Origin of the sequence: Streptomyces chilikensis, assembly GCF_001642695.1 — a bacterium.
GTDB classification, from domain to species: Bacteria; Actinomycetota; Actinomycetes; order Streptomycetales; family Streptomycetaceae; genus Streptomyces; species Streptomyces chilikensis.
In genome coordinates, this window is sequence record NZ_LWCC02000005.1 from 3236303 (window position 1) to 3257661 (window position 21359).

Below are 21359 nucleotides of genomic sequence, written 5' to 3' on the forward strand. Positions count from 1 at the left end.
CGGCCGGCCGTGCCGGCGCCGGCGACCGGGCGACCCGCCGCCGGTCCCGGCGCGGAGCGGGACCACCACCGCCCGGAACCCCGGACCGCACCCGGACGCCCGGGTGCGCCGGCGCCGGCGGTCCCCGGAACCGCGGTCCCCGGAACCAGGGCGCCGGACGCCGCGGCGGCCGGCCGGGAAGCAGGTGCTCATGAGCGGCGGCGTGAACAGCTTCTCCGTCTCCGGGTACGGACCCGAGCGCTCCGCCTGGGCCCGCCTGCTCGCCCGTGACTCCGCGGCCCGGCGGCTGGACTGGCCGATCCTGCTGTCGGCCCTGGCGCTGTCGCTGATCGGCACGGTCCTGGTCTACTCGGCCACCCGCAACCGGACCGAGCTCAACCAGGGCGACCCCTACTACTTCCTGGTCCGGCACCTGCTGAACACCGGCATCGGCATCACCCTGATGATCGGCGTGGTCTGGCTCGGCCACCGCACCCTGCGCGGCGCGGTGCCGGTCCTGTACGGGCTGTCGGTGGTGCTGATCCTGCTGGTGCTCACACCCCTGGGCGCCACCATCAACGGCGCCCACGCGTGGATCAAGATCGGCGGCGGCTTCTCGCTCCAGCCGTCCGAGTTCGTCAAGGTCACCATCATCCTCGGGATGGCGATGCTGCTCGCCGCCCGGGTCGACGCGGGCGACCGCGAGCACCCCGACCACCGGACGGTGCTCCTGGCGCTCGGTCTGGCCGTGCTGCCCATGCTGATCGTGATGCTCATGCCCGACCTGGGGTCGGTCATGGTGATGGTGGTCATCGTGCTGGGCGTCCTGCTGGCCTCGGGGGCGTCCAACCGGTGGGTGCTCGGGCTGATCGGGGCGGGCGCCGTCGGCGCGATCGCCGTCTGGCAGCTCGGGCTGCTGGACGAGTACCAGATCAACCGCTTCGCCGCCTTCGCCAACCCGGAGCTGGACCCGGCGGGCGTCGGCTACAACACCAACCAGGCCCGCATCGCCATCGGCTCCGGCGGCCTCACCGGCGCGGGGCTCTTCCAGGGCTCCCAGACCACCGGCCAGTTCGTGCCGGAGCAGCAGACGGACTTCGTCTTCACCGTGGCCGGCGAGGAACTCGGCTTCGTGGGCGGCGCGCTGATACTGCTGCTGCTCGGCGTGATCCTGTGGCGGGCGTGCGGGATCGCCCGGGAGACGACCGAGCTGTACGGCACGATCGTCGCCGCGGGGATCATCGCCTGGTTCGCGTTCCAGGCGTTCGAGAACATCGGGATGGCGCTGGGGATCATGCCGGTGGCGGGTCTGCCGCTGCCGTTCGTCTCCTACGGCGGGTCCTCCATGTTCGCGGTCTGGATCGCGATCGGGCTCCTGCAGTCCATCCGCCTCCAGCGGCCGGTCTCGGCATAGGTCCTCTCCGGCGGATCGTGCGCGCGGGGCGCGGGGCGCGGCGGCCCGCAGGGCGACGGCAGCGAGAACGGCATGATCCGCCGGACGGGACCAGGGTCCACGGGCGCCGGTCCGGCCGGGGTGACCTGCGCGGATGAAACGCGCGGCCCCCGGCCGAATCCCTGACGGCGGGGGAGCCGCCCGGTTAGCCTCGGGCACATGGCGGACACCACACGTGAGATCGAGCGGAAATTCGAGTCCCGGGACAGCGGGCTCCCGGACCTGACGAACGTGGGCGGCATCGCCTCCGTCGTGGACCAGGGCGTGACGGAGCTGGACGCCGTCTACCACGACACGCCCGACCTCCGCCTCGCCGCCTCCTCGGTGACGCTGCGCCGCCGCACCGGCGGCTCCTCGCCCGGCTGGCACCTCAAGCTCCCCGTCGGCCCGGACACCCGTGACGAGATCACCGCCCCGCTCACCGACGAGCCGCCGGCCGAACTGCTCCGGCTGATCCGCTCCCGCACCCGCGGCGCCGAGGTCGTCCCCGTGGTCCGGCTCCGTTCGGCGCGGGACGTGCGCGAGCTGCGCGACGCGGAGGGCCGGCTGCTCGCCGAGGCGAGCGCCGACTCCGTCCACGCCGAGCGCCTCGCCGGCGGCCGAGGCGAGGCCCAGTGGACCGAGATCGAGGTGGAGCTCGCCGAGGGCGCCGACCCCGCACTCCTCGACCTGGTCGAGAAGCGCTTCCGCCGGGCCGGCGTCCACCGCTCCGGCTCCCCGTCCAAACTGGCCCGCGCCCTGGCCGAGACGACGCCCGGCACCGCGCCGGCGCCCCGCCGGAAGAAGCCCGTCACCGCCGGGGACCACGTCCTCGCCTACCTCCGCGACCAGCGGGACCGGGTCGTCGCCCTGGACCCCGCCGTCCGCCGCGGCCTGCCCGAGGCCGTGCACGACATGCGCGTCGCCACCCGCCGCCTGCGCTCGGCCCTGCGCGCCTACCGCTCCCTGCTGGACCGCGAGGCCCTCGCCCCGCTCGCCGCCGAACTGCAGTGGCTCACCCGTGAGCTCGGCGTCGACCGCGACCAGGAGGTGCTCGACGAGCGCCTCGCCGCGGCCTTGGACGCCCTGCCCGCCGCGCTGGTCACCGGTCCGGTCCGCGACCGGCTGGGCCTGTGGTCCGGCACCCGCCGCGGACGGGCCCGCTCCCGGACCGCCGCCGTCCTGGACAGCCGCCGCTACCTCGACCTGCTGAACTCCCTCGACGCCGTCCTCGCCGACCCGCCGCTGCGCAAGGCGGCCCGCAGGAAGCCGGAGAAGGCGCTGGCCAAGGCGCTGGACAAGGAGTTCGGCCGCCTGTCCCGCCTGGTCGAGCGGGCGCTCGCGCTCGACCCCGGCCCCGAGCGCGACACCGCCCTGCACGAGGCCCGCAAGAAGGCCAAGCGCACCCGGTACGCCGCCGAGGCCGCCCGCCCCGCCCTCGGGAAGAAGGCCGGGCGCCTGGCCGACGACGCCAAGTCCCTCCAGCGCCCGCTCGGCGAGCACCAGGACAGCGTGATGTCCCGCGAGGCCCTGCGCTCCCTCGCCCAGGACGCCTCCCGGGCCGGCGAGCCCGCCTTCACCTGGGGCGTGCTCTACGGACGGGAGGAGAGGACGGCCGCCCTGACCGAGACGGCGCTGCCCGCCCGGTGGGCGGAGGTCACCCGGCGGAGTCGTCCGAAGGGGTGAACGGAGCGGCGGCCCACTGCGGGTACGCTTGAGAGTCACCCTCCCCCCGAAGCCGCCTCCGGCCGATGGCCGGCCGGTCGACGGCAAGGGAGGATCCCCGATCCGCTCGTGAAGGTTCAAGGATGTCCGAATCGGTCTTCCCGCAGCTCGAAGCTCTGCTCCCGCATGTGCAGAAGCCGATCCAGTACGTGGGCGGCGAACTCAACTCCACCGTCAAGCCCTGGGACTCGTGCGACGTCCGCTGGGCGCTCATGTACCCGGACGCGTACGAGGTCGGTCTGCCCAACCAGGGCGTCCAGATCCTCTACGAGGTCCTCAACGAGCGTGAGGGCGTCCTCGCCGAGCGCACCTACAGCGTCTGGCCGGACATGGAGGCGCTGATGCGGGAGCACGGCGTCCCGCAGTTCACCGTGGACAGCCACCGCCCGCTCGGGGCGTTCGACGTCTTCGGCCTCTCCTTCTCCACCGAGCTCGGCTACACCAACATGCTGACCGCGCTCGACCTGGCCGGCATCCCGCTGGAGTCCGCGGACCGCGGCCTCGACCACCCGATCGTGCTGGCCGGCGGCCACGCCGCGTTCAACCCGGAGCCGATCGCGGACTTCATCGACGCCGCGATCATCGGCGACGGCGAGCAGGCCGTGCTCGACATGACGGAGATCGTCCGCGCCTGGAAGGCCGAGGGCCGGCCCGGCGGCCGCGACGAGGTGCTGCTGCGCCTGGCGAAGACCGGCGCCGTGTACATCCCGCGCTTCTACGACGTCGAGTACCTGCCCGACGGCCGGATCGCCCGCGTCGTCCCCAACCGCTCCGGCGTGCCGTGGCGGGTGTCCAAGCACACCGTGATGGACCTGGACGAGTGGCCCTACCCCAAGCAGCCGCTGGTCCCGCTCGCCGAGACGGTGCACGAGCGGATGTCGGTGGAGATCTTCCGCGGCTGCACCCGCGGCTGCCGCTTCTGCCAGGCCGGCATGATCACCCGTCCGGTGCGCGAGCGCTCCATCACCGGCATCGGCGAGATGGTGGAGAAGGGCCTCAAGGCGACCGGCTTCGAGGAGGTCGGCCTGCTGTCGCTGTCCTCCGCGGACCACTCCGAGATCGGCGACATCGCCAAGGGCCTCGCGGACCGCTACACCGAGGACAAGATCGGCCTGTCGCTGCCCTCGACCCGCGTCGACGCCTTCAACATCGACCTCGCCAACGAGCTGACCCGCAACGGCCGCCGCTCCGGCCTCACCTTCGCCCCCGAGGGCGGCAGCGAGCGCATCCGCAAGGTCATCAACAAGATGGTCTCCGAGGACGACCTGATCCGCACCGTCGCCACCGCCTACGGCAACGGCTGGCGCCAGGTGAAGCTGTACTTCATGTGCGGCCTGCCCACCGAGACCGACGACGACGTGCTGCAGATCGCCGACATGGCGACCCGGGTGATCGCCAAGGGCCGCGAGGTCTCCGGCTCCAACGACATCCGCTGCACGGTCTCCATCGGCGGCTTCGTGCCCAAGCCGCACACCCCGTTCCAGTGGGCCCCGCAGCTCTCCGCCGAGGAGACCGACGCCCGCCTGGAGAAGCTCCGCGACAAGATCCGCGGCGACAAGAAGTACGGCCGCTCCATCGGCTTCCGCTACCACGACGGCAAGCCCGGCATCGTCGAGGGCCTGCTCTCCCGCGGCGACCGCCGCATCGGCGACGTCATCCGCGCCGTCTACGAGGACGGCGGCCGCTTCGACGGCTGGCGCGAGCACTTCTCCTACGACCGCTGGATGAACTGCGCCGAGAAGGCGCTGGCCCCGCACGGCGTGGACGTCGACTGGTACACCACCCGCGAGCGCTCCTACGAGGAGGTCCTGCCCTGGGACCACCTGGACTCCGGTCTCGACAAGGACTGGCTGTGGGAGGACTGGCAGGACGCCCTCGACGAGACCGAGGTCGAGGACTGCCGCTGGACGCCCTGCTTCGACTGCGGCGTCTGCCCCGCGATGGACACCTCCATCCAGATCGGCCCCACCGGCAAGAAGCTGCTCCCGCTGTTGGTCAAGCAGCCCGCCGGCGCCCCGGGCGGTCACAGCCACTGACCCGCGCGCCCTCCGCACGACGCCGCCGGTTCCCGCACGGGACCGGCGGCGTCGTCGTGCGTACCGGTTCTGTCACGGGACGCACCCCGGGGCCCCGTCCGCGCGTCCCACAGGACGTGGACCTGGAGAAGAGGATGGAGCCCGTCGCGGACCGCCGTGACGGGGGATGCCTGGTGGCGGCCGTGCGGCTGCCGGTGCGGCTGGTGGCGCTCGTCGTGGTGCTGCCGCTGCGGATGCTGTGGGACCTCGCGGTCGTCGCCGGGCGCTCCGTCCGGACCGCCGTCCTGGCCCCGCTGTGGCGCGGCTTCGTGCGCGCCGTGACCTGGCTGGGCCGGGCGCTGCTGGTGACGCCGGCCCGGTGGCTGTACCGCTGGGTCCTCGCACCGGCCGGGCGGGGCGCCGCCTGGGTGCTGCGCGGGACCGGTGCGGGTCTCGCCCGGATCCTGGGCGGCGTGTGGCGGGTGCTCCGGGGGACCGGGCGGGGCGTCGCGGTGGCCGTGGTGCGGCTGGTGCGGTGGCTGCTGCTCGCCCCGGCCGTCCTGGCGTACCGGTGGGCGCTCACCCCGGTGGGGCACGCCCTGCGGTGGCTCGGGCACCGGTTCCTGGACGGCGCCCGGTGGCTGTACCGGCGCGCCCTCACCCCCCTCGGACACGCCGGGCGGCGGCTGGCCCGCGGAGCGTGGGCGGTGCTGCGGGCGCTCGGTGCGGCGGTGGCGTGGCTGGTGCGGTGGCTCGTGGTCGCCCCGGCCGTCGCCCTGCACCGGTGGGTGCTGGAGCCGCTGGGGCGTGGCGTCGCCCGGACCCTCCGGAGGGCCGCGGCCGTGGTGGGGCGGCTGCTGCGGTGGCTCGTGGTGGCGCCGCTCGCCGCCGTCGGGCGGGTCCTCGCGGTCGTCGCCCGCGAGGCGGGGGAGGCGCTCGGGCACGCCTGGCGGATCGCCGGACGGATCTCCCTGGTCCTCGGCCGGTTCCTCGCCACGCTGCTGCGGTGGATCTTCGTCGAGCCGGTCCGCCTGGCCTTCCGGGCGGTGCTCGCGCCGGCCGGGCGGTTCGTCCGGGACGCCGTGCTGCGCCCGGTCGGCCGGGTGGTGCGGGAGACCGGCCGCGCCGTCGGGAACGCCCTCGCCGCCGCCCGGGTGACGGCCCGTGAGGTGCGCCGTGAGCTGCGCACCGCCCTGTTCGGGGCACCCCGTGAGGCCCCGGTGCGCGCGGGTGCGGCGGACCGGCGGGAACTCGGCGGCCCGGAAGCGCGTACTCTTGGTAGCAGTACGACCGCACTCACGAAGGATTAGAGCACTGGGCAAGCGACAGCCCGAAGGCCCGCCGCCGGCACCCGCGGTGCAGCGCGTCCGACTGCGCTACACCAAGCGCGGCCGCCTCCGGTTCACCAGCCATCGCGACTTCCAGCGCGCCTTCGAGCGCGCGCTGCGCCGCGCCGACGTACCCATGGCGTACTCGGCGGGGTTCACGCCGCATCCGAAGGTGTCGTACGCCAATGCCGCACCCACCGGCACGGGCAGTGAGGCGGAGTACCTGGAGATCGCGCTCACCGAGTCGCGTGATCCGCAGAAGCTGCGTGAGCTGCTCGACGAGTCGCTGCCCGACGGGCTCGACGTGATCGACGCGGTGGAGGCCCGCACCTCCGGCCTCGCCGACCGGCTCACGGCGTCCGTGTGGGAGCTCCGCCTGGACGGCGTCGCTCCCGAGGACGCGGCCCGCGCGGTCGAGGCCTTCGAGAAGGCCGAGACCGTCGAGGTGCAACGCATGACCAAGAACGGTGTCCGTACCTTCGACGCCCGCAGCGCCGTCGTCGGCCTGGAAGCCCGGGCCGCCGGTGGCGAAGATGGGCCCGGTGACCACCCCTGTGCGATACTGCGCCTGGTTGTTCGGCACGTGACGCCTGCCGTGCGACCCGACGACGTCCTGTCCGGCCTCCGTGTGGTGGCTGACCTGGCGCCGCCGGTCCCCGCAGCGGTGACCAGGCTGGCGCAGGGGCTCTTCGACGAAGAGACCGGCACGGTGACCGACCCGCTCGCGCCCGACCGCGAGGCAGACTCCTCTGCCGCCGCGCCGGCGCCGGCGCCGGAAGGTCCCGCGTAGGGACGAACGCCGTAGCGCCGCCCTGGAACTCGGGAGCCACCTGGGCCGGGCAGCGCGCACGACACCACAAGACTTTCGCCAGGCCGTCCGCAACTGGGCGTACGGAACCGGCGAGACAGGACTAGTAGTGCTCCCGTGCGGCGCCCGCGCCCCGGACGGCGGCGACGCGCACAGCGCGAGCCGCGGACGTCACCGGCACCCGCCGGACCAGGCGCGGCGCCCGGGAGCCTGACGGGAGATACGCCCGCATGCTCGGACCGACCGAACCCACCAACGAGGGTTCCGACCACAACGACACCCCCAGCGACACCCTGCCGCCGCGCCGTCGGCGCAGGGCCGCGTCCCGGCCGGCGGGACCGCCCGCCGGGACCGCGGAGGCCGCCGAGGCCGCCACCGGAGCCGAGGCCGCCACCGGAGCCGAGGCCGAGCCGTCCGCTCCGGCGCCCGCCGAGGAGGCCGCTCCGGCCCCGCGCCGCCGCCGTGCCGTCCGCAGCCTCCGCGCCCGCCGGCGCCCCCGAGGCCGCCGAGGTCGTCACGGCCCCCGGGACCACCACCCCCGAGGCGCCCGCCGCCGAGGAGCCGGCCGAAGAGACCGAGGAGGCCGTGGAGGCCGCCGAGGCCCCCGCCGCCGTGGAGGAGCCCTCCGCCGCGCCGCGCCGCACCCGCCGCCGTGCCACCCGCCCGGCCGCCGCCCCCTCCGCCGAGGACCTGGCCCGTGCCGAGGCGCAGCGCGCCCAGGAGGCCGCCGCCGAGGCCGAGAAGAAGGCCGAGGCCGAGGCCGGGAAGAAGGTCAGGGCCGAGAGCAAGGCCAAGGCCGAACGGCCCGCCGAGCCGGTCGCCGAGGACGAGGCCGAGGGCCGTCGCCCGCGCCGCCGCGCCGTGCGCCGCCCCGCCGGCGGTTTCACCTCCCCGCGCGCCGCCGAGGGCGAGGCCCAGCGCCGCCCGGGCCGTCCCGCGGTTCCCGTCTTCCAGGCCCCGGTCTTCACCGAGCCGATGTTCCAGACGCCGGAGCGCGCCGCCTACGAGGCCGCGCAGGAGGCCGCCCGGGCCACCGAGCCGGAGGCGCCCGCCGCCGTCGAGGAGGACGAGGAGCAGACCGTCTCCCGCCGCCACGGCCGTCGCCGCCGTGTCGCGGAGGAGGGCGCTCCCGCGGTGACCGGGCAGGCGCGCGCCGAGGAGCCCGAGGCCGCGGCCGCCGACGAGTCCGCGGATGAGGCGGAGCAGACCGACCAGGGCGACCAGGGCGACTTCGAGGAGACCGGCTCCCGCCGTCGCCGCCGCCGGGGCGGCCGCCGCCGCCGTCGCGGCGAGTCCGGCGAGGACGGGAACGGCGAGCGCGACACCGAGTTCGCCGATGAGGCCGACGCCGACGAGACCGCCGCCGAGCAGGCGGAGCAGGACGCCGAGGACACCGCGGAGCAGATCGCCGAGGACGTCTCCGACGCCGAGGAGGCCGAGGACACCGACGAGGACGGGCGCGAGCAGTCCGGCGGCTCCAGCAGCTCCCGCCGTCGCCGTCGCCGCCGTCGTCGCGCCGGTGACACGGCCGCCGAGGCCGAGCCGTCGCAGGACGACCCGGAGCGCACCGTCGTCAAGGTCCGCGAGCCCCGGAAGAAGGACGAACGCTCCGGCCCCGGTGACACCGCCGCCGACGAGGTGCAGTCCATCAAGGGCTCCACCCGTCTGGAGGCCAAGAAGCAGCGCCGCCGCGAGGGCCGCGAGCAGGGCCGCCGCCGCGTGCCGATCATCACCGAGGCGGAGTTCCTGGCCCGCCGCGAGGCCGTCGAGCGCGTGATGGTCGTCCGCCAGCACGGCGACCGCACCCAGATCGGCGTGCTCGAGGACAACATCCTCGTCGAGCACTACGTCAACAAGGAGCAGTCGACCTCCTACGTCGGCAACGTCTACCTCGGCAAGGTGCAGAACGTCCTGCCGTCGATGGAGGCCGCCTTCATCGACATCGGCAAGGGCCGCAACGCGGTGCTCTACGCCGGCGAGGTCAACTTCGAGGCGCTCGGCATGGCCCACGGGCCGCGCCGCATCGAGACCGCGCTGAAGTCCGGCCAGTCCGTCCTGGTGCAGGTCACCAAGGACCCGATCGGCCACAAGGGCGCCCGCCTGACGAGCCAGGTCTCGCTGCCCGGCCGCTACCTGGTCTACGTCCCCGAGGGGTCGATGACCGGCATCAGCCGCAAGCTGCCCGACACCGAGCGCGCCCGGCTGAAGACCATCCTCAAGAAGATCGTCCCCGAGGACGCCGGCGTCATCGTGCGCACCGCCGCCGAGGGCGCCAGCGAGGACGAGCTGCGCCGCGACGTCGAGCGCCTGCAGGCGCAGTGGGAGGAGATCCAGCAGAAGGCGAAGAAGGGCAACGCGCCGACGCTGCTCTACGGCGAGCCGGACATGACGGTCCGGGTCGTCCGCGACATCTTCAACGAGGACTTCACCAAGGTCGTCGTCAGCGGCGACGAGGCGTGGCGGACCATCCACGGCTACGTGGCCGGCGTCGCGCCGGACCTGGCGGACCGCCTCCAGCGGTGGACCTCCGAGGTCGACGTGTTCGCCACCTACCGGATCGACGAGCAGCTCGCCAAGGCGCTGGACCGCAAGGTCTGGCTGCCCAGCGGCGGTTCGCTGGTGATCGACCGGACCGAGGCGATGGTCGTCATCGACGTCAACACCGGCAAGTTCACCGGTCAGGGCGGCAACCTCGAGGAGACCGTCACCAGGAACAACCTGGAGGCGGCCGAGGAGATCGTCCGCCAGCTGCGGCTGCGCGACCTCGGCGGCATCATCGTCATCGACTTCATCGACATGGTGCTGGAGTCCAACCGGGACCTGGTGCTGCGGCGCCTGCTGGAGTGCCTGGGCCGGGACCGGACCAAGCACCAGGTGGCCGAGGTCACCTCGCTCGGCCTGGTGCAGATGACCCGCAAGCGGGTCGGCCAGGGCCTGCTGGAGTCCTTCTCCGAAACCTGTGTCCACTGCAACGGCCGCGGTCTGGTCGTGCACCTGGACCAGCCGACCGCCGTCGGCGGCGGCGGCAAGAAGAAGAAGCGCGGCGGCGCGCGGGACGGGCAGCAGGAGCAGCCCCACGAGCACGAGCCGTCCGCCCTGGTCGCCGAGGCGCCCTCCGCGGAGGAGGAGGCCGAGCTCGAGCGCGCGGCGTCCGCCGTCACCGAGTCCGCGGAGGAGCCCGTCGCGCTGCCCTCCCCGGACTTCGCCGCGGACGAGGAGCTGTACAGCAGCGTCGCCGAGGCGGAGGCCGCGGCAGGCCGCCGTGGGCGTCGCCGCACGAGCCGCCGGGCGACCTCGCCCGCGGGTGCGCCGCGTGGTGAGGAGACCGAGGCGCCGGAGGTCAGGGAGCCGCGGGAGACCAAGGCGCAGGCGCGCAGCCGTCGCCGGGCCGAGCAGGCCGCGGCGGACGCCCGTGCCGAGGCAGCCCAGCAGGCCGAGCCGACCGCGCAGGAGGTGACGGCCGCCGAGGAGGTCGCGCGTCCGGTCGTGGCGGAGTCCGCCGCCGAGGCGCAGGCCGAGCCGGTCGCCGTGGAGGACCCGGTGGTTCCCGCCGAGACCGCCGAGCCGGCCGCCGAGACCGCCGAGGCCGCCGAGGAGGCGCCCACGTACGGCGGCCCGGGCGCGCCCGCGGGCCGGCCCGCCGTGGCCGAGCCGCCCCGGATCCCGCAGCAGGGCGGCCCGGGCCAGGCGCCGCGCCGCGACGCCGGTCCCGGGTACGACACCGAGCAGTTCGCCTTCGTCGAGGAACAGGACGGCGAGTCCGAGGACGTCATCGACTGGCTGCAGTTCACCGAGAACCGCACCGAGCGCCGCGAGGAGGCCAAGCGCCGGGCCCGCGCCCGGATGACCGCGGTCCTGGTGGTGCTGGCCCTGGTCGTGGTCAGCGGCGGCGGCTACCTCTGGTACGCGGGCAAGCTGCCCTTCCTGTCCTCCTCGGACGCCGCGCAGGGCTCCGGCTCCGCCTCGGGCGCCCAGAAGCGCGACGTGATCGTCGTCCACCTGCACCCCACCAAGGGCTCGGACACCTCCACCCTCCTGCTGGTGGACAACGCCACCACCGAGGAGGGCAGCGCCGTGCTGCTGCCCAACTCGCTGGCCCTCACCGACCAGGACGGCAACGCCACCACCCTCGGGCAGTCCGTCGGCGACGACGGCTCGTCCGGCACCCGCGAGTCCCTGGACACCGTCCTCGGCACCCGGATCGAGGGCACCTGGCGGCTGGACACCCCGTTCCTGCAGAACCTGGTCGACATCGTCGGCCACATCGAGATCGACACCGACACCGACGTCCCCGACCCCAAGGCCGAGGACGAGGGCGCCGCCCCGCTGGTCCACAAGGGCGAGCAGCAGACCCTCAGCGGCAAGATGGCCGCGGCCTACGCCACCCACCGCGGCCCGAGCGAGCCGCAGAGCGCGCAGCTGGAGCGGTTCGGCCAGGTCATGCGCGGGGTCCTGCGCAAGCTCTCGTCGGACGAGCAGGGCGCCACGGTCACCGTGCAGCAGCTCGGCCAGATCATCGAGCCGCCGCTGTCCGACAAGGACCTCGGCCGCTTCCTCGCCGGCCTCGCCGACCGCGCCAAGGGCGGCGACTACCGCACCACGGTGCTGCCCGTGGAGGCGGACGGCACGCTCGGCGAGAAGGCCAGCCAGAACGTCGTCGAGAAGATCCTCGGCGGCCAGGCCAAGAGCCCCGGTGAGGACGGCGACGGCGTCCGGGTCAGCCTGCGCAACGCCACCGGCGGCAGCACGAACGCCAAGGACCAGCCGCTCGCCGACCTGGCCCGCGTCGCGCTGGTCAACGGCGGCTACACCTACGTCGCCGCCGGCAGCGCGGAGGCGGCCGCCACCTCGGAGGTGCGGTACGCCGACGCCGGCGCCAAGGACGAGGCGATCGAGGTGGCCCGCACCCTGGGCCTGCCGGAGTCGTCCGTCACCAAGGGCGCCACGGCCTCCAACGCGGACGTCACGGTGGTGCTCGGCCAGGACTACGAGCCGGCCTCCTGACCCGCCGCGGCCCCGCACGGAGCCGGTCCCGCGCCCGCGGGACCGGCTCCCGCGGTTTTCCGGCCCGGCCCGGTCCGCGCGGCTCCCGCGGTGTGGCCACGGCCTCGTGGTGTTCCGTGGGGAGGTCCGGACGGTCCGTGAGACCCTGGACGGGTAGAAGTCCGACGACGGAAAGCCAGGCAGTGACCGCCACCGACCGATCCATCGAGCTCATCAACACCGCCGCGCAGGCAGCGGCGGACAAGCTCGCGCACGACATCATCGCCTACGACGTCAGCGACGTGCTGTCGATCACGGACGCCTTCCTGCTCGCCTCCGCGCCCAACGACCGCCAGGTCAAGTCGATCGTCGACGAGATCGAGGAGCGGCTGCAGAAGGAGCTCGGCGCCAAGCCGGTGCGCCGCGAGGGCGACCGCGACGCCCGCTGGATCCTGCTCGACTACGTCGACATCGTCGTCCACGTCCAGCACAGCGAGGAGCGCGTCTTCTACGCGCTGGAGCGGCTGTGGAAGGACTGCCCCGAGCTGGACCTGCCGGAGGAGGCCAAGGCGACCCGCGGCAAGGCCGAGGAGCACGCCAGGACGCAGGCGGCGCAGGAGGAGGCCGGGCTGCCGGACGGTGAGATCTGGTGACGGCCGCCTCCGGGAACGGCGGCCGCGGCCGCCGCGTGATCCTGTGGCGGCACGGCCAGACCTCGTGGAACGTGGAGCGCCGCTTCCAGGGCACCACGGACGTCGACCTCACCGACACCGGCCGCGCCCAGGCCAGGCGGGCCGCCAAGCTGCTCGCCCGGCTGGCGCCGGACGCGATCGTCGCGTCCGACCTGCGCCGCGCGGTCGACACCGCCTCCGAGCTGGCGGCGCTCACCGGCCTCGAGATCGCCCGGGAGGAGGGCCTGAGGGAGACCTTCGCCGGTGTCTGGCAGGGCCTCACCCACGACGAGATCCTCGCCCTGCACGGCGAGGAGTACCTGGCGTGGAAGCGGGGGGAGCCGGTGCGCCGCGGCGGGGGCGAGCTGGAGACCGAGGTCGCCGACCGGGCCGCCCCGGTGGTGCTGCGGCACGTCGAAAAGCTCCCGGCCGACGGCACCCTGGTCGTGGTCAGTCACGGCGGCACCATCCGCACCACCATCGGCCGCCTGCTGGGCCTGGACGCCCACATGTGGGAGGGGCTGGGCGGCCTGTCCAACTGCTGCTGGTCCGTCCTCGGCGAGGGCGTGCGCGGCTGGCGTCTGCTGGAGCACAACGCGGGCTCCCTGCCGGAGCCGGTGCTCGGCGACGACACCTGACGGCCTCCCCGGGCTCCGCCGGAGCCCGGGGCCGGCCCGATTTCACTTTTCGGCTGGTCACAGGCTAGAGTTCTACTCGTTCGCCCCGCCGAGCGGGAAGCGAACGGCGAGGGGCTATAGCTCAGTTGGTAGAGCGCCTGCATGGCATGCAGGAGGTCAGGAGTTCAATTCTCCTTAGCTCCACAGTCGGGAGATCCCGTCCGGTCGACAGACCGGGCGGGATCTTCGTCGTTCCGGTGATCTAGAGTTTCGGCCGTCGGCCGAGAGGCGGCCGGCGTTCTCACGGAACCAGGGGCGGGATGAACAGAACCGCACAACCCGGTCGTGTCCTCCTCGCGGGCACGACCGCGCTCGCCGCCGTGCTGCTCGGAGCACCGAACGCACAGGCGGCGGAGAGCGACATCTCCTTCTCGGAGATCGTCTTCAACGGGGGCAGGCCGATCGTGGTGGGGATCACCAATCCGGTCGATCTGCCGCTGACCTACACCGTGCGGAGCACGGTCGAGCTGAGCGACTGGAACGTCAACGCCTACCGGGGCACCCTCGGGGCGGAGAACGAGCGCGTGCTCGTGGCCTCGTCGACCCGGTGGAGCTGCGCGACCACCACCGCGTCCGGCTACACGTACCGCCGCTGCGACGAGACGGTCACGGTCGACCCCCGCTGGATCCGCACCGGTGGCGGTCTGGTCAACGGCGACGCCACGGAGTGGAAGACCTGGGGCCTGGGGCACAAGGCCGCCGGCGGTCATGACAGCGACACCAACTCCGCCACCGTCATCCTCCAGCGGGCCTCCCGCATCCAGGACCACAACGCGTCGCCGGAACCCGTCGCCAAGGGCGGGACGATCACCGTCAAGGGCACCGTGCAGCGGGCGAACTGGACCGCCCACCGGTACGACAATTACGGCGGACGCCTGGTCAGCCTGCAGTTCAAGCCGGCCGGTTCCTCGACGTACACCACGGTGAAGAAGGTCACCGCCAGCAGCGGCGGGGCCCTGAAGACCACGGTGACGGCCACCCAGGACGGCACCTGGCGCTGGAAGTACTACGGCAACACCACCACCGGAGCCAGTTCCTCGAGCGGCGACTACGTGGACGTGCAGTAGGGAAGGGATCCCGTCCGCAAGGACGGGATCTTTTCGTATCAGCCTGGTATCGGCCCGGCGGACCCCGGCGTCGTCCCGGTGCGGCCCCGGCGCACGTGGCAGAATCGGACGGCCGGAAGGGGGCCGCGGCCCGACGGGAGGGAGTGGCGCGTGGGGGCACACCGCAGAAAGTGCGACTGGTGCGGCAGCGGCACGCCGATCGTGCGGGACATGGAGCCGGTCAACGAGGAGTTCCAGTACTGGTGCGAGGAGTGCGCCAGGGCGCTGATCATAAAAGGCGACCCCATCGAGACCTACCGGGAACTCGAGGGCGAGCCGATCTACGGCCGGCTGCTCGACGAGCTCTGCACGCTCAAGCGCTTCTACTCCTTCGAAGCCGCCTGAGCCGCTTCATTTTCCGGGCGAATACGGACAGAGCGGAAACGATTTGGTGTCCGCCCCCCAGGGTCATGTAATGTTCTCTGTGTCGCCGGGGGGAACCGGAAACGGAAAGCCCGGACGACGCACCGCAAGGGGCTATAGCTCAGTTGGTAGAGCGCCTGCATGGCATGCAGGAGGTCAGGAGTTCAATTCTCCTTAGCTCCACAGCAGAGAAGGCGGGTCATCCGGACGGATGGCCCGCTTTCGGCGTGTCCCGCCGTTCCGAACCGCGTCGCGGCGTTCCGGAGGGCTGCGGTACCCTGACGCCATGCGTGCCGTACGCCTTCTGCTTAGCGAGCCGCGCTGATCAGTCCCGGCCACCACGAGAACCGTGGCCGGCATCGGCGCGGCGCCCCCTCCTGTGCGAGGGGTTTTTTCATTTCCGGGTCCTCCCCCGAGCTCTCGGCTCCGCCCGAGCAGGTGGGGGCACCCCCGGACGGAGTCCGGGGGAGGACCCCACGGCAGAGACGACGTCGATCGATGGAGCTTTGAGGATCATGAGCGAGACGAACCCCGCTTCCGCCGCAGAGTCGGCGGAGGTCGCGCCGCACCGCTACACGGCCGCGCTGGCGGCCGAGATCGAGGCACGCTGGCAGGACTTCTGGGACGCCGACGGGACCTACGAGGCCCCGAACCCCTCCGGCGACCTGGCGGGCGACCCCGAGGTCGCCGCCCGGCCCAAGAAGTTCATCATGGACATGTTCCCGTACCCGTCGGGTGCGGGCCTGCACGTCGGTCACCCGCTGGGTTACATCGCCACCGACGTCTACGCCCGCCACCAGCGGATGACCGGGCACAACGTCCTGCACACCCTGGGCTTCGACGCCTTCGGCCTGCCCGCCGAGCAGTTCGCCGTGCAGACCGGCACCCACCCGCGGGTCTCCACCGAGGCCAACATGGCCAACATGAAGGCGCAGCTGCGCCGCCTGGGCCTGGGCCACGACAGGCGCCGGTCGTTCGCCACGATCGACCCGGAGTACTACCGGTGGACCCAGTGGATCTTCCTGCAGATCTTCAACTCCTGGTACGACCCCGAGGCCGGCAAGGCCCGCCCGGTCTCCGAGCTGGTCGCCGCGTTCGAGAGCGGCGAGCGCGAGGTCCCCGGCGGCCGTGCCTGGGCCGACCTGTCGGCCGTCGAGCGCGCCGACCTGCTGAGCGAGTACCGCCTGGCCTACGCCTCGGACGCGCCGGTCAACTGGTGCCCCGGCCTGGGCACCGTGCTGGCCAACGAGGAGGTCACCGCCGACGGCCGCTCCGAGCGCGGCAACTTCCCGGTCTTCAAGGCCAAGCTGCGCCAGTGGAACATGCGCATCACCGCCTACGCGGACCGCCTGCTGGACGACCTGGACGGGCTGGACTGGCCCGAGGCGATCAAGCTGCAGCAGCGCAACTGGATCGGCCGCTCCGAGGGCGCGCGCGTCGACTTCCCCGTCGACGGGGACGCCGTCACCGTCTTCACCACCCGCCAGGACACCCTGTTCGGCGCCACCTACATGGTGCTGGCGCCGGAGCACCCGCTGGTGGAGAAGTTCACCCCGGCCGCCTGGCCGGAGGGCACCCGTGAGGCGTGGACCGGCGGTCACGCCACCCCGGCCGAGGCGGTCGCCGCCTACCGGGCGCAGGCCGCGTCCAAGTCGGACGTGGAGCGCCAGGCCGAGGCCAAGGACAAGACCGGCGTCTTCACCGGCGTCTTCGCGACCAACCCGGTCAACGGCGAGCGGATCCCGGTCTTCATCGCCGACTACGTCCTGATGGGCTACGGCACCGGCGCGATCATGGCGGTCCCGGCCCACGACAGCCGTGACTTCGCCTTCGCCCGCGCCTTCGAGCTGCCGATGCGCTGCGTGGTCGAGCCGAACGACGGCCGGTCCACCGACCCGGCCGAGTGGGACGACGCCTTCGCCTCCCACGACGCCAAGCTGATCAACTCGGCGAACGGGGCGGTCTCCCTGGACGGCCTGGGCGTCGTCGAGGCCAAGGCCCGCGTCACCGCCTGGCTGGACGAGAACGGCATCGGCGAGGGCACCGTCAACTACCGGCTGCGCGACTGGCTGTTCAGCCGCCAGCGGTACTGGGGCGAGCCGTTCCCGATCGTCTACGACGAGGACGGCGTGGCGCACGCGCTGCCCGAGTCGATGCTGCCGCTGGAGCTGCCCGAGGTCGAGGACTACTCGCCGCGCACCTTCGACCCGGACGACGCGGACACCCAGCCGGAGACCCCGCTGTCCCGCAACGAGGACTGGGTGAACGTCACCCTGGACCTGGGCGACGGGCCGAGGAAGTACCGCCGCGAGACCAACACCATGCCCAACTGGGCCGGCTCCTGCTGGTACGAGCTGCGCTACCTGGACCCGCACAACGACCGGCGGCTGGTCGACCCGGAGATCGAGCGGTACTGGATGGGCCCGCGCGAGGGCATGCCGCACGGCGGCGTCGACCTGTACGTGGGCGGCTCCGAGCACGCGGTGCTGCACCTGCTGTACGCGCGGTTCTGGTCGAAGATCCTGTTCGACCTGGGGCACATCTCCTCGTCCGAGCCGTTCCACAAGCTGTTCAACCAGGGCATGATCCAGGCCTACGTCTACCGCGACAGCCGCGGCATCGCCGTGCCGGCCGCCGAGGTGGAGGAGCGCGACGGCGCCTACTGGTACCAGGGCGAGAAGGTCTCCCGGGTGCTGGGCAAGATGGGCAAGTCCCTGAAGAACGCCGTCACCCCGGACGAGATCTGCGCCGAGTACGGCGCCGACACCCTGCGCCTGTACGAGATGGCGATGGGCCCGCTGGACGTCTCCCGCCCGTGGGACACCCGCGCGGTGATCGGCCAGTACCGCCTGCTGCAGCGGCTGTGGCGCAACATCGTCGACGAGGCGACCGGCGAGGTCACCGTGGTCGACGCGGAGCCCGACGAGGACACCCTGCGGGCCCTGCACAAGGCGATCGACGGCGTCCGCCAGGACCTGGAGGGCATGCGGTTCAACACCGCCATCGCCAAGATCACCGAGCTGAACAACCACCTGACCAAGGCCGGCGGCGCGGTGGCGCGGTCGGTGGCCGAGCCGCTGGTGCTGATGATCGCCCCGCTGGCCCCGCACGTCGCCGAGGAACTGTGGCACCGCCTGGGCCACACCGGGTCGGTGGTCCACCAGGACTTCCCGGTCGCCGACGTGGCGTACCTGGTCGACGAGACGGTGACCTGCGTCGTCCAGATCAAGGGCAAGGTCAAGGCCCGTCTGGAGGTTCCGCCGTCGGTCTCCGAGGAGGAGCTGGAGAAGATCGCGCTGGCCGACGGGAAGGTCGTCGCCGCGCTGGGCGGGGCCGGCGTCCGCAAGGTGATCGTCCGCGCGCCGAAGCTGGTGAACATCGTCCCGGCGTGAAAGCCGCCCGGGCGGGCATGCGACCCCTAGGGGACGCAGGGCCTGCGGAACCGGGGAACGATCAGGGGCGGGTTCGGGGTTCCGTGGAACTCCGGACCCGCCCCTGACGTTTACCGTGGCAGAGTGGTGAGGGGACCGGATCCCGCACCGGGCGGCGGTGCGCGAAGGAGGAACTGCGGTGGATGTGATCATTGCCGTGCTCGCGGTGATCTTCGTGCTCCTGGTCGCCCTGGGCGCCTGGGGCACGGTCAAGGCCGTCGGCGCCGCCAGGCGCGGCGTGGACCGCACCCTCACCCAGGCCCGCCGCACGGTCGAGGACACCACCCTGCGCGCCCGCTCGCTGGCCCAGCCCGGCCCGGTCGGCGAGCTCGCCGACCTGCGGCTGAAGCTGCGCACCTCGATGCGGGCCACCCAGGAGGCGCTGGAGGCGGGCTCCGCCGACGACGGCTCGCTCAAGGAGTCCCTCGGCCTGTTCGACCGGCTCGCCGCGCACGGCCGTGAGCTGGACGCCGACCTCAAGCGGCTGCAGTCCGAACCGGACCGCGCCACCCTCGCCGAGCGGCTGCCCGGCCTGCGCGAGCGGACCGAGCAGATCGTCGGCGCCGCGGATTCCCTGCGCTGGGCCGCCCGGGACCGCGCGCGCCGTTTCGCCGAGGACGACCTGGAGTCGCTGAGCGCCCAGATCGACGTCGAGGCCGGCGCCCTGCGGCACTGGGACCGGGTCGAGGAGACACCGCAGCCGGCGCCCCGGCCCTCCCACGGCGGCGGGACCGGGCGGACGGCCCCGCGCGAGGACCGCGCGGCGCTGGACCCGTCGCGGCCCCGGACGCCCAACCCGTGGGAGAAGCCGCAGAGGCAGGCCCGGCCCGAGGGCACCACCTGACCTGCCGCCGCCCCGTCGCCGGGGCGAGGGCCCCGCGGTGGTGACGCCCGCGTCACCGGGGTGCCATGCCACGCGGCGACTACGGCAGGTAACCTCCAGTTCATGTCCCGCCATGTCGCGATCGTCACCGATTCCACGGCCTACCTGCCGCCCAGGACGACGGCCCGGCACGGCATCACCTCCGTCCCGCTGACGGTCGTCCTCGGCGACCGCGCGCTGGAGGAGGGCACCGAGATCTCCGCCCGCTCCCTCGCGGAGTCGCTGCGCAGGAAACTCCCCGTCACCACCTCCAGGCCCAGCCCGGAACTGTTCGCGGAGACCTACCGGCGGATCGCCGGCACCGGCGTCTCGGCGATCGTCTCGCTCCACCTGTCCGCCGAGTTCTCCGGCACCTACGACGCCGCGGTGCTGGCCGCGCGGCAGGCGCCGGTACCGGTGCGGGTCGTGGACACCGGGATGGTGGCGATGGCCCTCGGATTCTGCGCGCTGGCGGCGGCCGAGACGGCCGAGGCGGGCGGCGGGGCGGACGAGGTGGTCGCGGCCGCGGAGAAGCGCGCCGCCGGAACCTCCGCCTTCCTCTACGTCGACACCCTGGAGTACCTGCGGCGCGGCGGACGGATCGGCGCCGCGCAGGCCTTCTTCGGGTCCGCGCTGGCCGTGAAGCCGCTGCTGCAGCTCGCCGACGGGCGGATCGAGCCGCTGGAGAAGGTGCGCACGGCGTCCCGGGCCATCGGCCGGCTGGAGGAGATCGCCGCCGAGCGGGCGGGCGCGGCGCAGGTGGACATGGCGGTCCATCACCTGGCCGCCCCCGACCGCGCCCTGGCCCTCGCGGACCGGCTCAGGTCCCGGGTGCCGAACCTCGCCGACCTGCACGTCAGCGAGGTGGGCGCGGTGATCGGCGCGCACACCGGGCCGGGACTGCTCGCCGTGGTGATCTCCGCGCGGTGACGCGGTTGTCCACAACGGGGGTGGTCGTCCACAGGTTTCGACCTTGATCATCGCGATGTGCGGTATCGGCGGATCCTGGGCCCATGACAACGGGAACCCCGCCTCACACGGCATCACGCACGCCCCTGGGCACGCCCCTGGGCATGCCCCCGCGCCCGGCACCGCGCCCGACGCCCGGCACGCGGGCCCCGGCGGCGCCGCGGACGGCGGCTCCGGTGGTGCGTCCCGCGGGTCCCGCGACGGGGCCGCGCACCGGACCGCCGCCCCGGGCCCCCGGGCGGTGCCGTGCGCGGCGGGCGGGCGGCCCGGCGGGGCCGGGCGCCGGCGTCCGCGGCTCAGGACCAGCGCCCCGTGCGCCCCAGCAGCAGCGCGACGGCCGCGGTCCCCGCCGTGGACGTCCGCAGCACGCTGCGCCCCAGCCGGCAGGCCTTGGCCCCGGCCGCCGTGAACAGCTCCAGCTCCTGCGGCGAGACCCCGCCCTCGGGCCCGACGACCAGCACGATCTCGCCCCGCGCGGGCAGCTCGGCGGTGGCCAGCGCCTCACCGGGGTAGGCGCGGTCCTCGTGCAGCACCACCGCGAGGTCCGCCCGCGCCAGCAGCTCGGCGACCTGCTTGCCGCCCGCGAGGGCGGCGACCTCCGGGAACCGCGTACGGCGGGACTGCTTGCCCGCCTCCCGCGCGGTCGCCCGCCACTTGGCGAGCGCCTTGGCCCCGCGCTCGCCCTTCCACTGGGTGATGCACCGGGCCGCCGACCAGGGCACGATCGCGTCGACCCCGGTCTCGGTCATGGTCTCCACGGCCAGCTCGCCCCGGTCGCCCTTGGGCAGTGCCTGCACCACGGTGATCCGCGGGCTCGGCGGGGGTTCCTCCCGGACCTCCGCGAGTCCGCCGACGACCAGCCGGTCCTTGCCCTCGGCGGCCTCGACCACGCCCTCGGTCCAGCGCCCGCGGCCGTCGGTGAGCACCACCGCCTCGCCCGGCTGGAGCCGTTTCACCGACACGGCGTGCCGGCCCTCGGGTCCCTCCAGGAGGAACGTGGGCCCGCCGGG

14 protein-coding genes, 2 tRNA genes and 1 pseudogene are annotated in these 21359 nt (G+C 73.6%); 16 read left to right on the top strand and 1 reads right to left on the bottom strand.

Annotation, left to right across the window (positions count from 1 at the left end; translation table 11 throughout):
- Window positions 1–202: 202 nt before the first annotated feature.
- The 16 genes and pseudogenes from rodA to A2U95_RS14455 all read left to right on the top strand — a co-directional run bounded on the left by rodA (window position 203) and on the right by A2U95_RS14455 (window position 20310).
- Window positions 203–1393: a rod shape-determining protein RodA gene (gene rodA, locus A2U95_RS14385; protein WP_206282884.1), complete on the top strand. Its 1191-nt coding sequence runs from the start codon at window positions 203–205 to the stop codon at window positions 1391–1393.
- 198 nt (window positions 1394–1591) lie between these two features.
- Window positions 1592–3097, top strand: a complete 1506-nt coding sequence (locus tag A2U95_RS14390) for a CYTH and CHAD domain-containing protein (RefSeq protein ID WP_166022569.1) — start codon at window positions 1592–1594, stop codon at window positions 3095–3097.
- A 122-nt stretch (window positions 3098–3219) separates the two neighbouring features.
- Window positions 3220–5172, top strand: coding sequence for a TIGR03960 family B12-binding radical SAM protein (locus A2U95_RS14395; protein ID WP_166022571.1), 1953 nt, complete (start codon window positions 3220–3222; stop codon window positions 5170–5172).
- A gap of 134 nt (window positions 5173–5306) precedes the next feature.
- Window positions 5307–6461: a hypothetical protein gene (locus A2U95_RS14400; RefSeq protein WP_240957323.1), complete on the top strand. Its 1155-nt coding sequence runs from the start codon at window positions 5307–5309 to the stop codon at window positions 6459–6461.
- A 46-nt stretch (window positions 6462–6507) separates the two neighbouring features.
- Window positions 6508–7269, top strand: a complete 762-nt coding sequence (locus tag A2U95_RS14405) for a TIGR03936 family radical SAM-associated protein (RefSeq protein WP_166022575.1) — start codon at window positions 6508–6510, stop codon at window positions 7267–7269.
- 248 nt (window positions 7270–7517) lie between these two features.
- Window positions 7518–10650: pseudogene (locus tag A2U95_RS33965) on the top strand (Rne/Rng family ribonuclease); the annotation flags it as partial.
- Between the two features lie 1077 nt (window positions 10651–11727).
- On the top strand, window positions 11728–12291 hold the full coding sequence (locus tag A2U95_RS33970) for a LytR C-terminal domain-containing protein (RefSeq protein ID WP_277350938.1): 564 nt from the start codon (window positions 11728–11730) through the stop codon (window positions 12289–12291).
- Between the two features lie 182 nt (window positions 12292–12473).
- Entirely contained in the window at window positions 12474–12923 is a 450-nt protein-coding gene (gene rsfS / locus A2U95_RS14415; protein WP_166022577.1) for a ribosome silencing factor, read from the top strand.
- A complete protein-coding gene (locus A2U95_RS14420) occupies window positions 12920–13579 on the top strand; it encodes a histidine phosphatase family protein (RefSeq protein ID WP_166022579.1) in 660 nt (219 codons plus the stop codon). The genes rsfS and A2U95_RS14420 overlap by 4 nt, the downstream gene beginning before the upstream one ends.
- Before the next feature lie 110 nt (window positions 13580–13689).
- Window positions 13690–13762 (top strand) — tRNA-Ala (locus A2U95_RS14425).
- A 116-nt stretch (window positions 13763–13878) separates the two neighbouring features.
- Window positions 13879–14685, top strand: coding sequence for a hypothetical protein (locus A2U95_RS14430; RefSeq protein WP_240957324.1), 807 nt, complete (start codon window positions 13879–13881; stop codon window positions 14683–14685).
- Between the two features lie 150 nt (window positions 14686–14835).
- On the top strand, window positions 14836–15069 hold the full coding sequence (locus A2U95_RS14435) for a hypothetical protein (protein WP_166022581.1): 234 nt from the start codon (window positions 14836–14838) through the stop codon (window positions 15067–15069).
- Between the two features lie 128 nt (window positions 15070–15197).
- A tRNA-Ala gene (locus tag A2U95_RS14440) sits at window positions 15198–15270 on the top strand.
- A 332-nt stretch (window positions 15271–15602) separates the two neighbouring features.
- Window positions 15603–18479: a leucine--tRNA ligase gene (gene leuS, locus A2U95_RS14445; protein WP_166022583.1), complete on the top strand. Its 2877-nt coding sequence runs from the start codon at window positions 15603–15605 to the stop codon at window positions 18477–18479.
- 178 nt (window positions 18480–18657) lie between these two features.
- Complete coding sequence (locus tag A2U95_RS14450) at window positions 18658–19362, top strand: hypothetical protein (RefSeq protein WP_166022585.1); 705 nt, start codon at window positions 18658–18660, stop codon at window positions 19360–19362.
- Between the two features lie 102 nt (window positions 19363–19464).
- Window positions 19465–20310: a DegV family protein gene (locus A2U95_RS14455; protein WP_166022587.1), complete on the top strand. Its 846-nt coding sequence runs from the start codon at window positions 19465–19467 to the stop codon at window positions 20308–20310.
- Window positions 20311–20645: 335 nt separating this feature from the next.
- Here the strand turns inward: A2U95_RS14455 and A2U95_RS14460 are convergent.
- A partial coding sequence (locus tag A2U95_RS14460; RefSeq protein WP_166022589.1) for a 16S rRNA (uracil(1498)-N(3))-methyltransferase occupies window positions 20646–21359 on the bottom strand: 714 nt, incomplete at its 5' end.

Excerpts from the sequence above, each read along its gene's own strand:
- A2U95_RS33970 (WP_277350938.1), top strand. The coding sequence starts at position 11,728 with ATGCGCGGGGTCCTGCGCAAGCTCTCGTCGGACGAGCAGGGCGCCACG.
- A2U95_RS14430 (WP_240957324.1), top strand. The coding sequence starts at position 13,879 with ATGAACAGAACCGCACAACCCGGTCGTGTCCTCCTCGCGGGCACGACC.
- A2U95_RS14455 (WP_166022587.1), top strand. The coding sequence starts at position 19,465 with ATGTCCCGCCATGTCGCGATCGTCACCGATTCCACGGCCTACCTGCCG.
- leuS (WP_166022583.1), top strand. The coding sequence starts at position 15,603 with ATGAGCGAGACGAACCCCGCTTCCGCCGCAGAGTCGGCGGAGGTCGCG.
- A2U95_RS14390 (WP_166022569.1), top strand. The coding sequence starts at position 1,592 with ATGGCGGACACCACACGTGAGATCGAGCGGAAATTCGAGTCCCGGGAC.
- A2U95_RS14395 (WP_166022571.1), top strand. The coding sequence starts at position 3,220 with ATGTCCGAATCGGTCTTCCCGCAGCTCGAAGCTCTGCTCCCGCATGTG.
- A2U95_RS14400 (WP_240957323.1), top strand. The coding sequence starts at position 5,307 with ATGGAGCCCGTCGCGGACCGCCGTGACGGGGGATGCCTGGTGGCGGCC.